The sequence below is a fragment of the Rhizobium sp. CC1099 genome (assembly GCF_029714385.1).
In the GTDB taxonomy this organism is placed as follows: Bacteria; Pseudomonadota; Alphaproteobacteria; order Rhizobiales; family Rhizobiaceae; genus Rhizobium.
The window spans coordinates 1,371,821-1,387,808 of the sequence record NZ_CP121641.1; the positions used below are offsets into that span (position 1 = coordinate 1,371,821).

A 15,988-nucleotide genomic window follows, 5' to 3' on the forward strand; every position below is an offset into this window, starting at 1 on the left:
GGGAACGGGTGGCTTTTGCCCCGCTTCCCCTCCAGGAGCCTTGAATGTTCGATATTGGCTGGACCGAGTTGCTTGTCATCGCGGTCGTGTTAATCGTCGTCGTCGGTCCGAAGGATCTGCCGCCGATGCTGCGCGCTTTCGGCAAGATGACGCAGCGTGCCCGCAAGGTCGCCGGCGAATTCCGCGCCCAGTTCGACGAGGCGTTGCGGGAGGCGGATCTCGATGACGTGCGACAGACGATCAGCGATGCGCAGCGGCTTAATCCGGCAAACAGCCTGCGCGAGGCGATGAACCCGCTTCGCCAGATGGGCAACGACATCAAGGCCGACCTGCAGAAGACAACGGCGGTCGAAAACAAGGCCGAAGCGCCGCCGGTTACCGTGCCGGCGCCGTCGATGAGCCTGCCCGAAACGCCGCCTGTCGTCGCGCCGGCTCCGGAAGCGGCGCCCGCACCAGCCGTCGCCGAAAAGCCGAAGGCCGTGCGCAAGTCGCGCGCTGCCGCCGAAAAGGCGCTGCCTGCGGCTGCAACCGGGGTTGCTCCTGCTGCACAGCCGAAGCGTGCGGCTGCTGCAAAGACCGCCGCCGCCGCGACAGAACCGGCCGCAGCAACAAAGGCTGCGCCAGCAAAGCCTGCTTTGGCAAAGAAGACTGCAGCCGCTCCGAAGAAGACGGCGACCAAGAAGAAGGACGAGGCATGAGCGGTGATATCGAAGACAAGCCGCAGCCGTTGATCGAGCACCTGATGGAGCTGCGCACGCGGCTGATCTGGGCGATCGGCGCGTTTTTCGTCGCCTTTATCGTCTGCTTCATCTTCGCCAAGCATCTCTTCAACGCCCTGGTCTACCCTTACAAATGGGCAGTCAGCTGGGCGGGCCTCGATGTAACGAAGGCGCAGCTCATCTATACGGCTCCGCAGGAGTTCTTCTTCACGCAGGTGAAGGTCGCGATGTTCGGCGGCCTTGTGATCGCCTTCCCAATCATTGCCGCGCAAATCTACAAGTTCGTCGCCCCCGGCCTCTACAAGAACGAGCGCGCGGCCTTCCTGCCGTTCCTGATCGCATCGCCGGTCCTGTTTCTGCTTGGAGGCGCACTCGTCTATTTCTTCTTCACGCCGATGGTCATGTGGTTCTTCCTGACCATGCAGCAGGCGCCGGGAGAAGGCGATGTCGCGATCTCGCTGCTGCCAAGGGTTTCGGAATATCTGAGCCTCATCATGACGCTCGTCTTCTCCTTCGGTCTCGTGTTCCAGCTTCCGGTCGTCACGACGCTGCTTGCGCGCGTCGGCCTGCTCACCTCGCAGTGGCTTGCCGAGAAGCGCAAGTTTGCGATCGTGCTCGCCTTCGTCGTCGCCGCCGTGCTGACGCCGCCCGATCCGATGTCCCAGATCGGCCTTGCACTGCCGACGATCCTTCTCTACGAGATTGCCATCTACGCTGCGCGAATCGTGGAGCGCCAGCGTTCCCGGCAGGCGGTCGAAGAGGCGGACGGGTCTGCGGACGTTGCCAAGACGGACAGCGTCTGAGCGGTTCTCCGAAATTCCCTCCTGAACGCATGCAAAATATCCGGTCGAGGCCCGGTCAGGCTTTGGCCGGTCATGTCCTTCGTAACGACCCGGAACGACAATGCTCGATATCAAATGGATCCGTGAGAATCCCGAGGCGCTCGATGAAGCACTGGCCAAGCGCGGTGCGGAGCCCTTGGCCCAAAGCCTCATAGCTCTCGATGAGAAGCGCCGCTCCGCCGTACAGAAGGTGCAGGACCTGCAGTCCCGCCGCAACGCCGCCTCCAGGGAGATCGGCGCGGCGATGGCGCAGAAGAACAGCGAGGTTGCCGAAAAGCTGAGGGCCGAAGTCGCCGAGATGAAGGTTTCGCTGCCGGCGGCCGAAGAGGAAGACCGCCAGCTGACGGCCGAGCTCAACGACGCGCTGGCGCGCGTTCCGAACGTGCCCCTCGACGACGTACCGGTCGGCAAGGACGAGCACGACAACGTCATCGCTCGCACGGTCGGCGAAATGCCGCGCTGGAACCACACGCCGAAGGAACATTTCGAAATCGGCGAAACCCTCGGCTACATGGATTTCGAACGTGCCGCCAAGCTTTCCGGTTCGCGCTTCACGGTGCTGACAGGACCGCTTGCGAGGCTCGAGCGGGCGCTCGGTCAGTTCATGATCGACCTCCACACGACGGAACATGGCTATAGCGAAGTCAGCTCGCCGCTGATGGTGCGCGACGAGGCCGTGTTCGGCACCGCACAGCTTCCAAAGTTCGCGGAAGACCTCTTCAGGACGACGGACGGCCGCTGGCTGATCCCGACGGCTGAAGTAACGCTGACAAATCTGGTCTCGGGTGAGATTCTCGAGCAGGAAAAGCTGCCGCTCCGCTTCACCGCGCTGACCCCGTCCTTTCGTTCTGAGGCAGGTTCGGCAGGGCGCGATACGCGCGGCATGCTGCGCCAGCACCAGTTCTGGAAGTGCGAACTCGTCTCGATCACCGACGCCGAGAGCTCGATCGCCGAGCATGAACGCATGACGGCCTGCGCCGAAGAAGTGCTGAAGCGCCTCGGCCTGCATTTCCGCACGATGACGCTCTGCACCGGCGACATGGGCTTCGGCTCGCGCAAGACCTACGATATCGAGGTCTGGCTGCCGGGGCAGAACGCCTATCGCGAAATCTCGTCCTGCTCGGTCTGCGGCGATTTCCAGGCGCGGCGCATGAATGCGCGCTATCGCGGCAAGGATGACAAGAGCACGAAGTTCGTTCACACGCTGAACGGCTCCGGCACCGCCGTCGGCCGCTGCCTGATCGCAGTGCTCGAAAACTACCTGAACGAGGACGGCTCGGTGACTATCCCCGACGCGCTGCTGCCCTATATGGGCGGTTTGACGAAGATCGAACGGGCGGCCTGAAGCGATGCGCATTCTGCTCACCAATGACGACGGCATCCATGCCGATGGTCTCGCGGCACTTGAGCGGATTGCGCGCACTCTTTCCGACGATGTCTGGATCGTCGCGCCGGAAACGGATCAGAGCGGCCTGGCTCATTCACTGAGCCTTTCGGAGCCGCTTCGTCTGCGTCAGGTGGCCGACAAGCATTTCGCGCTCCGCGGCACGCCGACCGACTGCGTCATCATGGGCATCAAGCAGGTGATGGACATCAAGCCTGACCTCGTGCTTTCGGGCGTCAATTCAGGCTCGAACGTCGCCGACGATGTCACCTATTCGGGCACCATCGCCGGCGCGATCGAAGGCACGATGCAAGGTGTGCGCTCCTTTGCGCTGAGCCAGGCCTATAGCTATTCCGACGGCGCGCGCATCGTGCCGTGGGAGGTCGCCGAGGCCCATGCGCCGGCGCTACTCGACAGGCTGATGACGGTCGACCTGCCGGAAGGCACTTTCCTCAACCTCAATTTCCCGAACTGCCGTCCGCAGGATGTGCAGGGTGCCGAAGTCACAGCCCAGGGCAAGCTCGCCTTCAACCTGCAGATCGATGCGCGCTCCGACGGCCGCGGCTTGCCCTATTATTGGCTGAAGTTCGGCGAGCGTGGCGGCGCCTTTACAGAGGGCACGGATATTCACGCGCTGAAGCATAATAAGATTTCGGTAACACCTTTGAAACTGGATCTGACCGATTATTCCGTGAAGGACCGCGTGGCGCGGGCGCTTTCAGGTACGGAGTAGGACGTTTTGACGGCACGGCTGGTCGAGAAGGAAGGTTTTGCGGCACTCGTCTTGAGGCTGCGGGCGGAGGGTATCTCAGACATCGATCTCCTGACTGCCGTCGAGCAGACGCCGCGCTCGCTTTTCGTGCCGCCGCAATTTTCCGACGACGCCTATTCCACCCGGACGATCCCGATCGAGTGCGGCTCGTTCCTGGAAGGCGTCGATCTTGCCGTTCGCATCCTGCATCTTCTGAAGGTCAAGCCCGGTCAGCGTGTGCTCGAAGTGGGTACCGGCAGTGGCTTCACCGCAGCTGTCATCGGCCGCATCGCCGAGCGCGTGCTGACGATCGACCGCTACAAGACGCTGACGGCCAATGCGCAGCGCCGCATGGATCAGCTCGGCCTTCGCAGCATCGTCGTCCGGCAAGCCGATGGCAGCAACGGCCTGCAGGGCGAGGGGACTTTCGACCGCATCCTGGTGACGGCTGCTTTCAATTCCATGCCGCGCTTTTATGCGGACCAGCTCGTCTCCGGCGGTTCGATGATCGCGCCGCTGATGATCTCCGAGGGCCAGTGCCGCATGGTCCGGCTGACGAAGACCGGCAGCCGCTTCGAGCGCGAAGAGCTTTTCGACGTACCTTATTTGCCCATCGTGCCGAGATTGGCTTCCCAGCTCTGAGGCCATTTTGGCGAGCATTTCCAGTGTGTCCGGCGGCTATGATTTCTCACCCGCAAAACTATGGTTATCAATTCCTCAAAAAAATCGCACTGATTCCAGCGCTTTAACCGGGTGGTAACACTAACGCGCTTTAATATACCCACGAATGGTTGAGTTATGAGTGGGTCGAGTCATGCGTTTTAGCGTTTCGCCAAAGTTCGGAAAGCCGGCCGGCAATCTCTTGTTTATTGCCTTGCTGGCAAGCACCGCGACGGGCTGCAGTTCGGATGTGACCCGCTTCGGCGGCCTCTTTGCCGGGTCGGGCCAGGATCAGATGACGACCGGTTCTGTACCGAGGCGGAACATGAGTGGCTCGCAGGGCGATCCGGTCCCGAGCGCCGATCTTCAGTCCGGAATGGCTCAGCCCTCATACAATGCCAGCAATGACGCACTGAATCAGCCCTATCCGGCGACGACCGGAACGACAAGCTCCAGCGCGCGCCTTGCGTCTGCTCCAGTTTCTGTCCAGCGCACCGAACTTGCCGCGCCGACGGGCGCATCCCCCGCGCCGTCGCGCGAAAAGCAGATCGCCATGGCGCAGCCGTTCCCGGCGGCTCCTTCCGGCTCGCAGGCTCCCCGCCAGAGGCAGGCTGCCCCGAAGCTGGCTGCGCCCGATCCGATGACGACAGGCACGACGCCGAAGGTGTCCGGATGGTCGGCGGCCAACGCGCCTGCTGTCCTGGTGCGTCCGGGCGAAAATCTCGCAACGCTCGCCAACCGCTACGGCGTTCCCGAAAAGGAAATCCTCCGCGTCAACAACATGAAGTCGGCGGCTGCCATCAAGCCGGGCGAAACGATCCTCATCCCGACCTTCAACGGCGGCAGGAATGCTGCCAAGGCTTCCGCGCAGGCCGCCGACCTTTCCAAGACCGGGAAGCTTCCGCAGCCTTCGAAGACGCCGGACCAGAATCTCGCGGTGTTGCCGGGCGCAAACGCTGCTCGCGACAAGTCGCAGGCAAGCGCGGATGCTGCCGCGGGCAAGATTGCGGCCGGTGCCGGAAAGGACCCGAATGCGGGCGGCGGCACTTACACGGTCAAGCCGGGCGATTCCCTGGCCAAGATTGCCAAGGCGACCGGCACGAAGATCGATGATCTCAAGGCTGCGAACAACCTTTCCGCAAGTTCGATCCGCATCGGCCAGACACTGACGATCCCGAACGGTTCTAGTTCCGCCGATCAGACGAAGACTGCGTCCATTCCGGCCAAAGCCGAACCGAAGCCTGCTGCTCTGGCCGCAGTTGAAACGGCGTCCGCTCAGCCGGCCGCCTACCAGGCGCCGGTCGCAACGCAGACCGTCGACGAAGTCGAGAAGAAGTCCGATGTCGCCTCCGCAGCCCCCGAATCGACCGGCATCGGCAAATATCGCTGGCCGGTGCGCGGCGCCGTCATCGCCGCTTACGGCGCGAACGTCAATGGCAGCCGCAACGACGGTATCGACATCTCGGTGCCGCAGGGCACGCCGATCAAGGCCGCCGAAAACGGCGTGGTCATCTATGCCGGTAACGGTTTGAAGGAGCTCGGCAACACCGTCCTCATCCGCCACGACGACGGCACGGTGACCGTCTACGGCAATGCCGACACGCTGAGCGTCGCCCGTGGCCAGAAGATCCAGCGCGGCCAGACCGTCGCCGTCTCCGGCATGAGCGGCAGCGTCAAGCAACCGCAGGTCCACTTTGAAGTCCGCAAGGACGCCTCGCCGGTCAATCCGATCACCTTCCTCGAGTAGGTAAAGCGTCTCGGGGAAGTGCAAAAGCCCGGCTGACCGCCGGGCTTTTGTCGTTTTGCAGCAGCCGTAGCTCGGCTCAGTCGCGGGCGAGCACGACGCGCATGCGCCCTGCGAGATCCTGGATGTACTGCCATGCGACACGCCCGGAGCGCGCACCGCGCGTGGTCGCCCATTCCAGCGCTTCCGCATGCATCTTCTTTCGATCGAGCGTCAGCTTGAAATGCTCGGCATAGCCGTCGATCATCGTGAGATAGTCTTCCTGGCTGCATTTGTGGAAGCCGAGCCAAAGGCCGAAACGGTCGGAAAGCGATACCTTCTCTTCGACGGCCTCGGATGGATTGATCGCGGTCGACTGCTCGTTCTCCATCATATGCCGCGGCAGCAGGTGGCGACGGTTGGAGGTAGCGTAGAAAAGCACGTTGTCCGGACGGCCTTCGATGCCGCCGTCCAGCGCTGCCTTGAGCGACTTGTAGGCGGTATCGTCATGGTCGAAGGAAAGGTCGTCGCAGAAAACGATGACGCGATGCGGCACCTCCTTCAGGATATCAAGCAGGGTCGGAAGGCTCGCAATGTCTTCGCGATGCACTTCCACAAGCTTCAGCGAAACGCCGCTTTCGCGCCGCACGTCCTCATGCACGGCTTTGACCAGCGACGACTTGCCCATGCCGCGCGCGCCCCAGAGCAGCACGTTGTTGGCGGCAAATCCCTCGGCAAAGCGCACCGTGTTTTCGTGCAGGATGTCACGCACGTGGTCGACGCCGCGGATGAGCTTCAAGGCAACACGGTTCGGCCGCGCGACGGGCTGCAGATGCGTGCGGGCAGGCGACCAGACGAAACAGTCGGCGCCATTCCAGTCGTTGACGCCGGGCGCCGGGCCTGCCAGCCGCTCGACCGCATTGGCAAGCCGCCTCAGCTCCTGCAAAATGACGCTGTTCAATTCTTCGGCCATTGCATGTCCTCCTGAATTTCCTGCCGCGGCATGCGCGCCCGAGGGTTTCGACGCGCAGTAGCATGGCCTTTCCACAGCGGAAAGGTTATGAGACAGGGGAATCGGTACGCCCGCAGGCTGTTTTTGTTGCATTCGTTCTTGCCGCAACTATAGTCCGGCCACCCGAAAAAGAGAGGCGGATATACGCCGCCCGTAGTTGAGGAGCTTATCCATGTTCATCACCCCGGCATTTGCCCAGGCCGCACCGGATGCCGCTGCGTCGCCCTTCGGCTCCGGCTTCGAAATGATCATCTTGTTCGTGCCGCTGATGGTCGTCTGGTACTTCCTGCTGATCCGTCCGCAGCGCGCCCAGGCCAAGAAGCGTGCAGAAACCTTAAGCGCGATCCGCCGCGGCGACCAGGTCGTCACGGCCGGTGGCCTCGTCGGCAAGGTAACGAAGGTCGTCGACGACAAGGAACTGGAAGTCGAAATCGCTGAAGGCGTGCGCGTTCGCGTGGTCCGCAGCGGCATCGCCGACGTTCGCGTGAAGGGCGAGCCCGTAAAGGCAGACGCCGCGTAATTCCGGCAGGCAGATCAGCCGGATCAGAGGTGTCGAGACTGAAATGCTCCATCTTTCCCGTTGGAAAACAGTTCTGATCTGGCTCATTGTCTTTGTGGCGGCGCTCGGCGCCGCCCCAAATCTTTTCACGGACGTCTCGCTGCCGGGCTGGATACCGCACAAGCGGGTGGCTCTCGGCCTCGATCTTCAGGGCGGTTCGCATATCGTGCTGAAGGCGGAGCGATCCGACATCGTCAGGAAGCGGCTCGAAAACACCGTTGCGAGCGTGCGCGGCAGGCTGCGCGAAGCGGGAATTCGCTATACGGGCCTTGCCGGCAATGGGCAGACCATTCGGGTCCGCATCACCGATCCGAACCAGATCGATCGGGCCGTCAGCGTTCTGACGCCGCTGATAGCTGCCGCAACCGGAGCCCGGGATCCCGACGTCACGCTCTCGAAAGGCAATGACGGCCAGCTGACGCTGCAAATCACCGGCAAGGCGATCGGCCGAAGCCTGTCGGCGGCGCTCACACAATCGGTCGATATCGTTGGCCGCCGTGCCGTCGAGGCAGGCGGGATCGATCCTGTCATCGAAACCCGCGGCCCGGATCGATTGTCCGTGCAGGTGCGGGGTCTCGCCGACCCGCAGCGGTTCAAGGATCTTTTGAGCCAGGATGGCCGGCTTTCCTTCCACCTGATCGATAGCAGCATGTCGCCGCAGGATGCGATGAGCGGCACCGTGCCGGCGCGCTCGCGGATCGTCTATTCGCAGGACGACCCGCCGAACGCCTTTCTTGTAGAGCGCACGGAAGTGCTGTCGTCGGCCGATCTGAGCGATTTCCAGGTCGAGCCTGGCAACGACGAAGACAGTTCCATCCTGACCTTTCGCTTTAATCCCGAGCGTGCCAGGCGATTTGCCGAGCTGACGCAGAACAATGTGGGGCGGTCCCTCGCGATCCTCCTGGACGATCAGGTCATTGCCGCACCCGATATCCGCGAACCGGTCACCGGCAATAGGGGCGAGATACCGCTCAACTATTCGCAGGAAGAAACGGAAGACCTCGCCGCAATCTTGCGCTCCGGGGCGCTTCCCGTAACGCTGACGATTGTCGAAGAGCGGACGATCGATCCCGGTCTCGGCGCCGGATCCATCCTCTCCGGCCTCGTCGCAGGGTTTGTCGGCGCCGTTTTCGTGATCGGCCTGATGGTAGCGTTCTACGGTATCCTCGGTGTGATTGCCGGCGCTGCGCTTGTGGTCAACATCATGATGATCCTTGCGATTCTCAGTCTGTCGGGAGCGCCGCTGACCTTGCCGGGTGTTGCAGGCATCGTGCTGACGATCGGCATTGCGGTCGATGCCACCGTTCTGATCTACGAACGCATCCGCGAAGAGGTCAAAGGCGGCGCGCATCTCGATCAGGCGATCGGCGTAGGCTATTCCAGAGCCTTTATGACCGTCGTCGATGCCAATATCACGACCTTGATTGCCGCCGCGATCCTCTTCTACCTCGGAAGCGATGCGATACGCGGCTTTGCGGTCACGCTTGCGATCGGCATTCTAACGACGGCGTTCACTGCCTTCCTCTTCACACGCCCGCTGGTCGTTGCCTGGGTGCGCCACCGCCGCCTCAAGCATCTGCCGAAGAGCGTCCACACCGATCTCTTCGACGGCACGAACATCCGCTTCATGGGCATCCGCCGCTACAGCTTCACCGCGCTTGCGGCCCTTTCGCTCGTTTCCATGCTGGCCGTAACGACGATTGGCATGAATCTCGGCATCGATTTCACGGGCGGCTCCGTCATCGAAGTGAGATCCAAGCAGGGACCGGCCGATCTTGAGGATATCCGTTCGCGGCTGAGCCAACTGAATATAGGCGATATCCAGGCCAGGCGCCTGCGCGATGCCTCAAACGCCATCATCCGCATTGAAGCGCAGGGCGGCGGCGAAAATGCCGAGCAGTCGGCAATCACCCTCGTGCGCAGCGAGCTTGCGGACCAGTATGATTTCCGCCGCGTCGAAGTCGTCGGCCCCGCCGTTTCCGGCGAGCTGACGAAGACGGCGACGCTCGGCGTTCTTGCTTCGCTTGCGGCGATCCTCGTCTACATCTGGTTCCGCTTCGAGTGGCAGTTCGCCGTCGGCGCCATCATCGCGACGCTGCACGACGTCATCCTGACGCTCGGTTCCTTCGTCGTCACCGGGATCGAATTCAATCTGACGAGCATCGCCGCATTGCTTGTGATCGTCGGCTATTCGCTGAACGACACCGTCGTCGTTTACGACCGCATGCGCGAAAACCTGAAGCACTTCAGGAGGATGCCGCTACCGATCCTGATCGACGCCTCGATCAACCAGACGCTGTCGCGCACGATCCTGACGTCTGCCACGACGCTGCTTGCGCTGCTTGCGCTCTACCTCTTCGGCGGCGAGGTCATCCGCTCCTTCGCGCTCGTCATGCTTTTCGGCGTTGCCGTCGGAACCTTCTCCTCCATTTATATTGCAGCACCGGTACTGATCCTCTTCAGGCTTCGCCCGAAGACCCTCGACGAGAAAGAGGATGGGGCCACCGATGAAAAATCCGGAAAGGCCACAGTGTAAGCCATGGCTAAAGGCATCGAAATCCGCGAGGCCCATTTCCCCGGCCGCGCTCCCGTCGACACGTACGGAAATGGCGGCTTCCGCTTTGCCGATATGTCGCATCGCGGCTCCATCCTCTGCCTTCCATCCGGCATCTACGGCTGGGACATGGATATGTCGAAGGCGCTCTCCGTCGAGAGTTTCCGGAGAGTGCTGGATGAGGCAGATGACATCGAGGTTCTGCTCGTCGGGACAGGCACCGAGCTTCGCCGCTTGCCGCCGGAGCTGAAGGATGCCCTGAAGGCCCGCGGTATTTCCTCCGACCCGATGAGCACGGGTGCTGCCGTCCGCACCTTCAACATCATGCTCGCAGAATCGCGCGCCGTCGCGGCGGCCCTGATCGCGGTCTGACAATGACGGACAAACCGATGAGCAACCAGGAGATCTGCCTGGCGATGCTGCGCGACAGCGACCGCGATCGCTATCTCGCCTGCCTTTTGTCTCCGCAGGACAAGCGCGGCGCACTCGCAGCCCTTTACGCCTTCAATGCCGAACTCGCCCGCATCCGCGATCTCGTGCACGAGCCGCTGCCCGGTGAGGTGCGCATGCAATACTGGCGCGATCTGCTGGAAGGCAGCGCCCACGGCTCGACCGAGGCCAATCCTGTTGCCGCATCCTTGCTGAGCGCGATCGAGGCCCACCGCCTGCCGCGCCAGACGCTCATCGACATGATCGATGCGCGCATCTTCGATCTCTACGACGATCCGATGGAAACGCGCACCTCACTCGAAGGCTATGCCGGAGAGACGGCCTCCGCGCTGATCCAGCTGGCAAGCCTCGTCTTGTCGGCGGACGAGGCGGCGAAATCCGCGGAGGCCGCGGGCCATGCCGGTGTCGCACAGGCTATTGCCGGCATGCTGCTGCTGATGCCGCTGCACCGCCATCGCGGCCAGCTCTATATTCCGCTCGAAATTCTGAGCGCCACCGGACTCGATCGCGATAGCTTTTTGGCGGGCAAGGACAAGGCGCGCATTTCCGCTGCTATCGAAGCCTTCGTCGGTCTTGGCCGCGATCATCTCGCAAAGGCTCGTGCGGTCGTGCTCCCGCCCGCCATTTTCCCAGCCTTCCTGCCTGTGACGCTTGCCGAGCCAATGCTGATGAAGGCGCAGAAGGCTGGTGCTGCACTGTTTGATCAATCGCTGCAACAGCCGCAATGGCGCCGTCAGCTCGGCATGACGCTGGCGCTGATGCGCAAGAAAATCTGAATCTGTTCAAATTCGCGCAAGGCTCGGACACTATAAGCGGACAACCGCTAAGCCTGAATCGGAGAAAACGGCGTTGAGCATGATCGTCTGGTCCGTCATTTTTGCCCTTGTGGTCTTCCTGGCCTTCGTCGCGACCCGTTTGGCGGCGCAGAACAAGGATGAGGAGGGCTTTCACGATACCGGTCTCGCCATCCTGGAATTCAATCGTGCCTTCCCGCACGAGGCGATCCGCCAGCTTCAGGCGACGGCCGACGGTCAGGTGGTTTTCGTGCGACTGCACGACAACAAGGCGGGCTTCATGCGCAATATGCACCGCCACTTCTCCTGCCATGTGCTGGAGCCGGGCAGGGTGCGCGTCGTCAGTTCGGAAACGGGAAGGGGCCTGGTCATCGATTTCCTCGATCACCCGCATCACAACGGCGTTTTCGAATTCGCTTCCGCCAAGGAGGCGGCCGAAGTTTCGCTCTGGCTGCTCGGCAATTACGTCGCCGACGCAGACCTTGCGCTCCCGCCGACCGAAAGGCCGGCAGCCAACAATCAGTAAAACTCAGGCGCTCTCTGCAAAGGGCGCGCTCTGGCCGAGCCATGCGGCGCAATCGGCAAGCGCGCGCTTGGCGATCAGCTGCCGCTTCAGGATGGTCTTGTCCTTGCCGCGGAAGCGTTTGACGCCCTCCGGCTTGACGATCGAGCCGGGCTGCAGGTCCGGAAACAGGCCGAAATTGATGTTCATCGGCTGGAAGGAGCGCTTGCCCGGTTCCTCGTCGGTGACGAGATGCCCGCCGGTGATATGTCCAAGCAGCGAACCCAGAGCCGTGGTCGCCGGCGGCAGCAATACCGCTTCGCCCTTGCGTTCGGCGGCGGCGAAACGCCCCGCCATCAGCCCGACGCTGGCGCTTTCGACATAGCCCTCGCAGCCGGTGATCTGGCCGGCAAACCGCAGCCCCGGCCGCGACTTCAAGGTCAGCGACGGATCGAGCAACGTCGGCGAATTGATATAGGTGTTGCGGTGCAGGCCGCCGAGGCGGGCGAATTCGGCGTTCTGCAGGCCCGGGATCATCCGGAAGATTTCCGCCTGCGCGCCGTATTTCAGTTTCGTCTGGAACCCGACCATGTTATAGAGCGTACCTAGCGCATTGTCCTGACGAAGCTGCACGACGGCATAGGCTTTGACGGATGGATTGTGCGCGTTGGTCAGCCCCATCGGCTTCATGGGCCCGTGGCGAAGCGTCTCGCGACCGCGCTCCGCCATCACTTCGATCGGCAAGCAGCCGTCGAAATAGGGCGTGCCTTCCCACTCCTTGAAGCCGACGGTGTCGCCAGCGATCAGCGCGTCGACGAAGGCATTATACTGCTCCTCGTCCATCGGGCAGTTGATATAGTCCTTGCCGGTGCCGCCGGGACCGACCTTGTCGTAGCGCGACTGATACCAGCAGATGTCCATGTCGATGCTGTCGCGATAGACGATCGGTGCAATCGCATCGAAGAAGGCAAGCGCGTCCGCACCCGTTTCTTCCTGGATTGCCGCAGCCAGTGACGGCGCCGTCAGCGGTCCGGTGGCAACGATGGCCAGATCCCACTCCTTCGGCGGCAGCCCGGTCACTTCCTCGCGAACGACGCTGACGAGCGGATGGTCGTCGATCACCTTCGTCACCGCGTCGGAAAAGGCCTCGCGATCGACGGCGAGCGCCCCGCCCGCTGGAACCTGATGCTTGTCGGCGCAGGCCATGATGAGCGAGCCTGCCATGCGCATTTCGGCGTGGATCACGCCGACGGCATTGCTCGTCGCGTCGTCGGAGCGGAAGGAATTGGAGCAGACGAGCTCCGCAAGGCCGTCGGTCTTATGCGCATCCGTGCCGCGCACGCCACGCATTTCGTGCAGGATGACCGGCACGCCGGCATTGGCAATCTGCCATGCGGCCTCCGAGCCGGCGAGCCCGCCGCCGACGACGTGGATAGGGGAATAGGAAGAGGTCTTGTTCATGCGCGGCTGATATCACGCCCGGCGCGAACAGGGAACTCCCGGCGTGAAAAAGCCGAACCAGGCGGCAAATGCCACAAGATACCGATCCCGAAATTGTGGCTGGCGATTGCACCAGGGGATCGTGTGTCGCAGTCGTCGAGGAATTGCCCAGCACTTCCTCCTTGGCGTGGATTCCGTCGAATCCATAGGCTCTCTGGCGAGCGCCACGCGGATCTCGTGACGCGCGTGCCAGTCTATATCGGTGCGGCAGTCTCTGTGAAAAAGCATGGCCTCATGCCGGCACCAGTTCCGTCGCTCCGCACTCGAATTTTGCCGAAACCCTGCCGGTCTGGTCCCGTCGCGACGTCTTCTGCCGTTTGCTTGCAGCAACCGGCGCCGCTGCGGCCTGTTCGGTTTCGCTGACGATCCGCCGCAAAGCCTCGCGCGACTTTTCAGCGAATTTCCGCTGCACTGGATTGTCGTAGTTATATTGCTCGACCATGGCGAAGACGCGTGCAGCCTCCGGCTGGCGGCCCGCCGCCGCCAGTGCCACGCCTTGCTTGTAGTACGCCTGCGCGTCGTAGGGCGAGCGTTCGATGATGCGGCCGAAAGTCCTCGCAGCCTCCTCGTAGCTGCCGAGCGCGAGTTGCGTGTCTCCAAGACGCAGATAGACCGGATTCGGGTCGTCGATGCGGCCGATAAGCGCCGTGAAGCCGGCCTCGGCTTCGTGCAGCTTGCCCTTCTCGAACATCAGGCTCGCCAGCCCGAACTCCGCACCCATATGGCTGGGGACGGTTTCGAGAAGCTGCCGGAACGCCGCTTCGGCAAAAGCTTTGGCGCCGTCGCGGTACATCTGCAGCGCTTGGTCGTAGACGAAGGGGATGCTGCGGGGATGGATCACGTCACCGAGATTGCGGCCGCTGCGCGTGCGGAACAATGTGCAGCTGATCCGGCGCTCGTCGGGGCCGAACATGTATTTATAGGGCTCGTTGCCGCGCAGGAAGTCGTATGTCTTGAATCCGTCCGCGATCGCCCTGCGAATGCAGTAGCCATGCAGGATGAGGCCGGGCGAGGGCGTCTTCCAGGTCTCGTCGCGGCCGGTGATGTAAAAGAGGATCGACTTCTTCTGCCGGTCGACGATGTTGGCCAGTGCGCCGAGCGGCCGGTCGCCGTACCACATCACCGGCACATCGAGATTGCCGTCCTTGAAGCTGTCCATCAGCAATTGGCGCGTCGCGCCGATCAGCCGTTCGGTGCGTTCCTTGCCCTTCCGCCCAATCCACTTCGTGCGCCACAGCTCGAAGAGAATATCGAGGTCGCGGTCGATGGTTTCCGGCGTCGCCATCGTGATGCGATAGTCGTCGTCGCTCTCGACCTTGCGCAGGAAGCGCCGCAGTTTCTGGCGCGTCTGGCTGCTCATCTTCTGTTCCAGATAGTCGTCAAAGCTCGGTGGCAGCGTGACGACCGGGCAGATGCAGTTGTCTATGTTCTCGGGATTTTGCGGGGAGCTGTCGCGGAACATCACCTCCGGCCCCTGCAGCGCGCGAACCAGTGCTTCGCGCCGTTGCGGAGGGCCGCTGAAATACTCCAGCTTCAGATGCGTCCAATTCTGCCGTTTCAGATAGGCGGCAAATCCGGCGATCGCGTGCTGCTCATAGTCCGGCTGCGCGATGAAGCCGGTATAGTCGGCCGAAAAATTGCCGGCCATGATGATCTCGTCGAAAAAGACGCCGGTCTTCTTGTCATGCTGGGTGGTGACACGCAGAGGAAAGAAGGCGACGTAGGGAGAGCGATCCTCCCGTTCGCGCAGCGCTAAGATGAACCAGCGTTTGCGATGAAAAAGATAGGACTTGAGCCATATCCAGGACAGGAAGTGTTGCGCATGAGGATCGTCCATATAGACCCGATCCCAGTCTTCGCGGACAGCCTCGAAGCCGGCCTCGGTGTCGATCACGTCAATGCGCATGGTCCCCTCCCAATACCCATAACACATTCGGGAGGCTTCATTCTAAGGGCAAATGCAGGGCTTCAAATATGCCGTTCGGATGAAACGTTTGTATTAAATATGATTAGCCGCCGGGGGTTAGGAGCAGGGGCTAAAGCTCGCCGGATACATGCGAGCTTGCGTTGATGAAGCTCCAGAGCGATTGGCTGATCGAGACGATCTCGGCGATCGATTTCTCCAGCGCCGCAATCTCCTTTTCGTCGAGTTGCTCGACCTTGCCGTAGCTGATTTCCTTGTCGTCCTCGACGAAGCGCATCAGTTGCGTGCCGGAGATCTGGCCCTTGTCGTCGAAGGAATAGATGCAGTGGTTATACTTGTTGCGCATCTTGGATTCCTTCTTCATGCGCGACATGGCGTGAAGAACGGCCTTGCGGTCTGCTGCTGGCGTGGAATGCAGCTTTGCGAGGCGCTCGACCAGGTCGATCCTCGCCCGTGTCGTGTTGAGCGTCAGGAACACGACGATCGCCGCGTCCTTCTGGATTTTGAGAAGGTGGGCAATGATGTAGATCAGCAGGCTTTCCGTATTGGTCCAGACATAGTTCAGGCGGCCGACCCGCAGCAGCACGTCAGACATAGCCGCCATGAAAGCCTCC

At 62.0% G+C, this 15,988-nt stretch carries 15 protein-coding genes; 11 read left to right on the plus strand and 4 right to left on the minus strand.

What is annotated here, in order from left to right; all coding sequences use genetic code 11:
• Positions 1 to 44 precede the first annotated feature (44 nt).
• The 6 genes from tatB to QA644_RS07050 all read left to right on the plus strand — a co-directional run bounded on the left by tatB (position 45) and on the right by QA644_RS07050 (position 6,103).
• Positions 45 to 698, plus strand: coding sequence for a Sec-independent protein translocase protein TatB (gene tatB, locus QA644_RS07025; protein WP_239599007.1), 654 nt, complete (start codon positions 45 to 47; stop codon positions 696 to 698).
• Positions 695 to 1,522: a twin-arginine translocase subunit TatC gene (gene tatC, locus QA644_RS07030; RefSeq protein ID WP_239599004.1), complete on the plus strand. Its 828-nt coding sequence runs from the start codon at positions 695 to 697 to the stop codon at positions 1,520 to 1,522. The genes tatB and tatC overlap by 4 nt, the downstream gene beginning before the upstream one ends.
• Before the next feature lie 100 nt (positions 1,523 to 1,622).
• Entirely contained in the window at positions 1,623 to 2,906 is a 1,284-nt protein-coding gene (gene serS, locus QA644_RS07035; RefSeq protein ID WP_239599001.1) for a serine--tRNA ligase, read from the plus strand.
• Between the two features lie 4 nt (positions 2,907 to 2,910).
• The gene (gene surE, locus QA644_RS07040; RefSeq protein WP_283071645.1) at positions 2,911 to 3,678 is read left to right on the plus strand and encodes a 5'/3'-nucleotidase SurE; all 768 of its coding nucleotides are present in this window, start codon (positions 2,911 to 2,913) and stop codon (positions 3,676 to 3,678) included.
• A 6-nt stretch (positions 3,679 to 3,684) separates the two neighbouring features.
• The gene (locus QA644_RS07045; RefSeq protein ID WP_074067785.1) at positions 3,685 to 4,338 is read left to right on the plus strand and encodes a protein-L-isoaspartate(D-aspartate) O-methyltransferase; all 654 of its coding nucleotides are present in this window, start codon (positions 3,685 to 3,687) and stop codon (positions 4,336 to 4,338) included.
• Between the two features lie 172 nt (positions 4,339 to 4,510).
• A complete protein-coding gene (locus QA644_RS07050) occupies positions 4,511 to 6,103 on the plus strand; it encodes a LysM peptidoglycan-binding domain-containing M23 family metallopeptidase (RefSeq protein WP_239598999.1) in 1,593 nt (530 codons plus the stop codon).
• Between the two features lie 76 nt (positions 6,104 to 6,179).
• Here the strand turns inward: QA644_RS07050 and QA644_RS07055 are convergent, their stop codons facing one another.
• Positions 6,180 to 7,052, minus strand: a complete 873-nt coding sequence (locus QA644_RS07055) for an ATP-binding protein (RefSeq protein ID WP_194729569.1) — start codon at positions 7,050 to 7,052, stop codon at positions 6,180 to 6,182.
• A 211-nt stretch (positions 7,053 to 7,263) separates the two neighbouring features.
• On the opposite strand from QA644_RS07055, the gene yajC reads away from it, so the two are divergent.
• From yajC to QA644_RS07080, 5 genes are all read left to right on the plus strand, one after another.
• Positions 7,264 to 7,611, plus strand: coding sequence for a preprotein translocase subunit YajC (gene yajC, locus QA644_RS07060; protein WP_022715367.1), 348 nt, complete (start codon positions 7,264 to 7,266; stop codon positions 7,609 to 7,611).
• Between the two features lie 43 nt (positions 7,612 to 7,654).
• Complete coding sequence (gene secDF / locus QA644_RS07065; RefSeq protein WP_283071646.1) at positions 7,655 to 10,186, plus strand: protein translocase subunit SecDF; 2,532 nt, start codon at positions 7,655 to 7,657, stop codon at positions 10,184 to 10,186.
• A 3-nt stretch (positions 10,187 to 10,189) separates the two neighbouring features.
• Positions 10,190 to 10,576, plus strand: a complete 387-nt coding sequence (locus QA644_RS07070; protein ID WP_074067794.1) for an Mth938-like domain-containing protein — start codon at positions 10,190 to 10,192, stop codon at positions 10,574 to 10,576.
• Positions 10,577 to 10,578: 2 nt separating this feature from the next.
• A complete protein-coding gene (locus QA644_RS07075; protein ID WP_074067796.1) occupies positions 10,579 to 11,430 on the plus strand; it encodes a phytoene/squalene synthase family protein in 852 nt (283 codons plus the stop codon).
• A 73-nt stretch (positions 11,431 to 11,503) separates the two neighbouring features.
• Complete coding sequence (locus QA644_RS07080) at positions 11,504 to 11,974, plus strand: hypothetical protein (protein ID WP_074067798.1); 471 nt, start codon at positions 11,504 to 11,506, stop codon at positions 11,972 to 11,974.
• 3 nt (positions 11,975 to 11,977) lie between these two features.
• Here the strand turns inward: QA644_RS07080 and trmFO are convergent, their stop codons facing one another.
• The 3 genes from trmFO to QA644_RS07095 all read right to left on the minus strand — a co-directional run bounded on the left by trmFO (position 11,978) and on the right by QA644_RS07095 (position 15,978).
• Positions 11,978 to 13,411 carry a methylenetetrahydrofolate--tRNA-(uracil(54)-C(5))-methyltransferase (FADH(2)-oxidizing) TrmFO gene (gene trmFO, locus QA644_RS07085; protein ID WP_239598997.1) on the minus strand — a complete coding sequence of 478 codons (1,434 nt, stop codon included), beginning with the start codon at positions 13,409 to 13,411 and terminating at the stop codon, positions 11,978 to 11,980.
• A 271-nt stretch (positions 13,412 to 13,682) separates the two neighbouring features.
• Positions 13,683 to 15,356 carry a GNAT family N-acetyltransferase gene (locus QA644_RS07090; RefSeq protein ID WP_283071647.1) on the minus strand — a complete coding sequence of 558 codons (1,674 nt, stop codon included), beginning with the start codon at positions 15,354 to 15,356 and terminating at the stop codon, positions 13,683 to 13,685.
• Positions 15,357 to 15,486: 130 nt separating this feature from the next.
• Positions 15,487 to 15,978: a hypothetical protein gene (locus QA644_RS07095; RefSeq protein ID WP_039844726.1), complete on the minus strand. Its 492-nt coding sequence runs from the start codon at positions 15,976 to 15,978 to the stop codon at positions 15,487 to 15,489.
• Between the last annotated feature and the right edge of the window lie 10 nt (positions 15,979 to 15,988).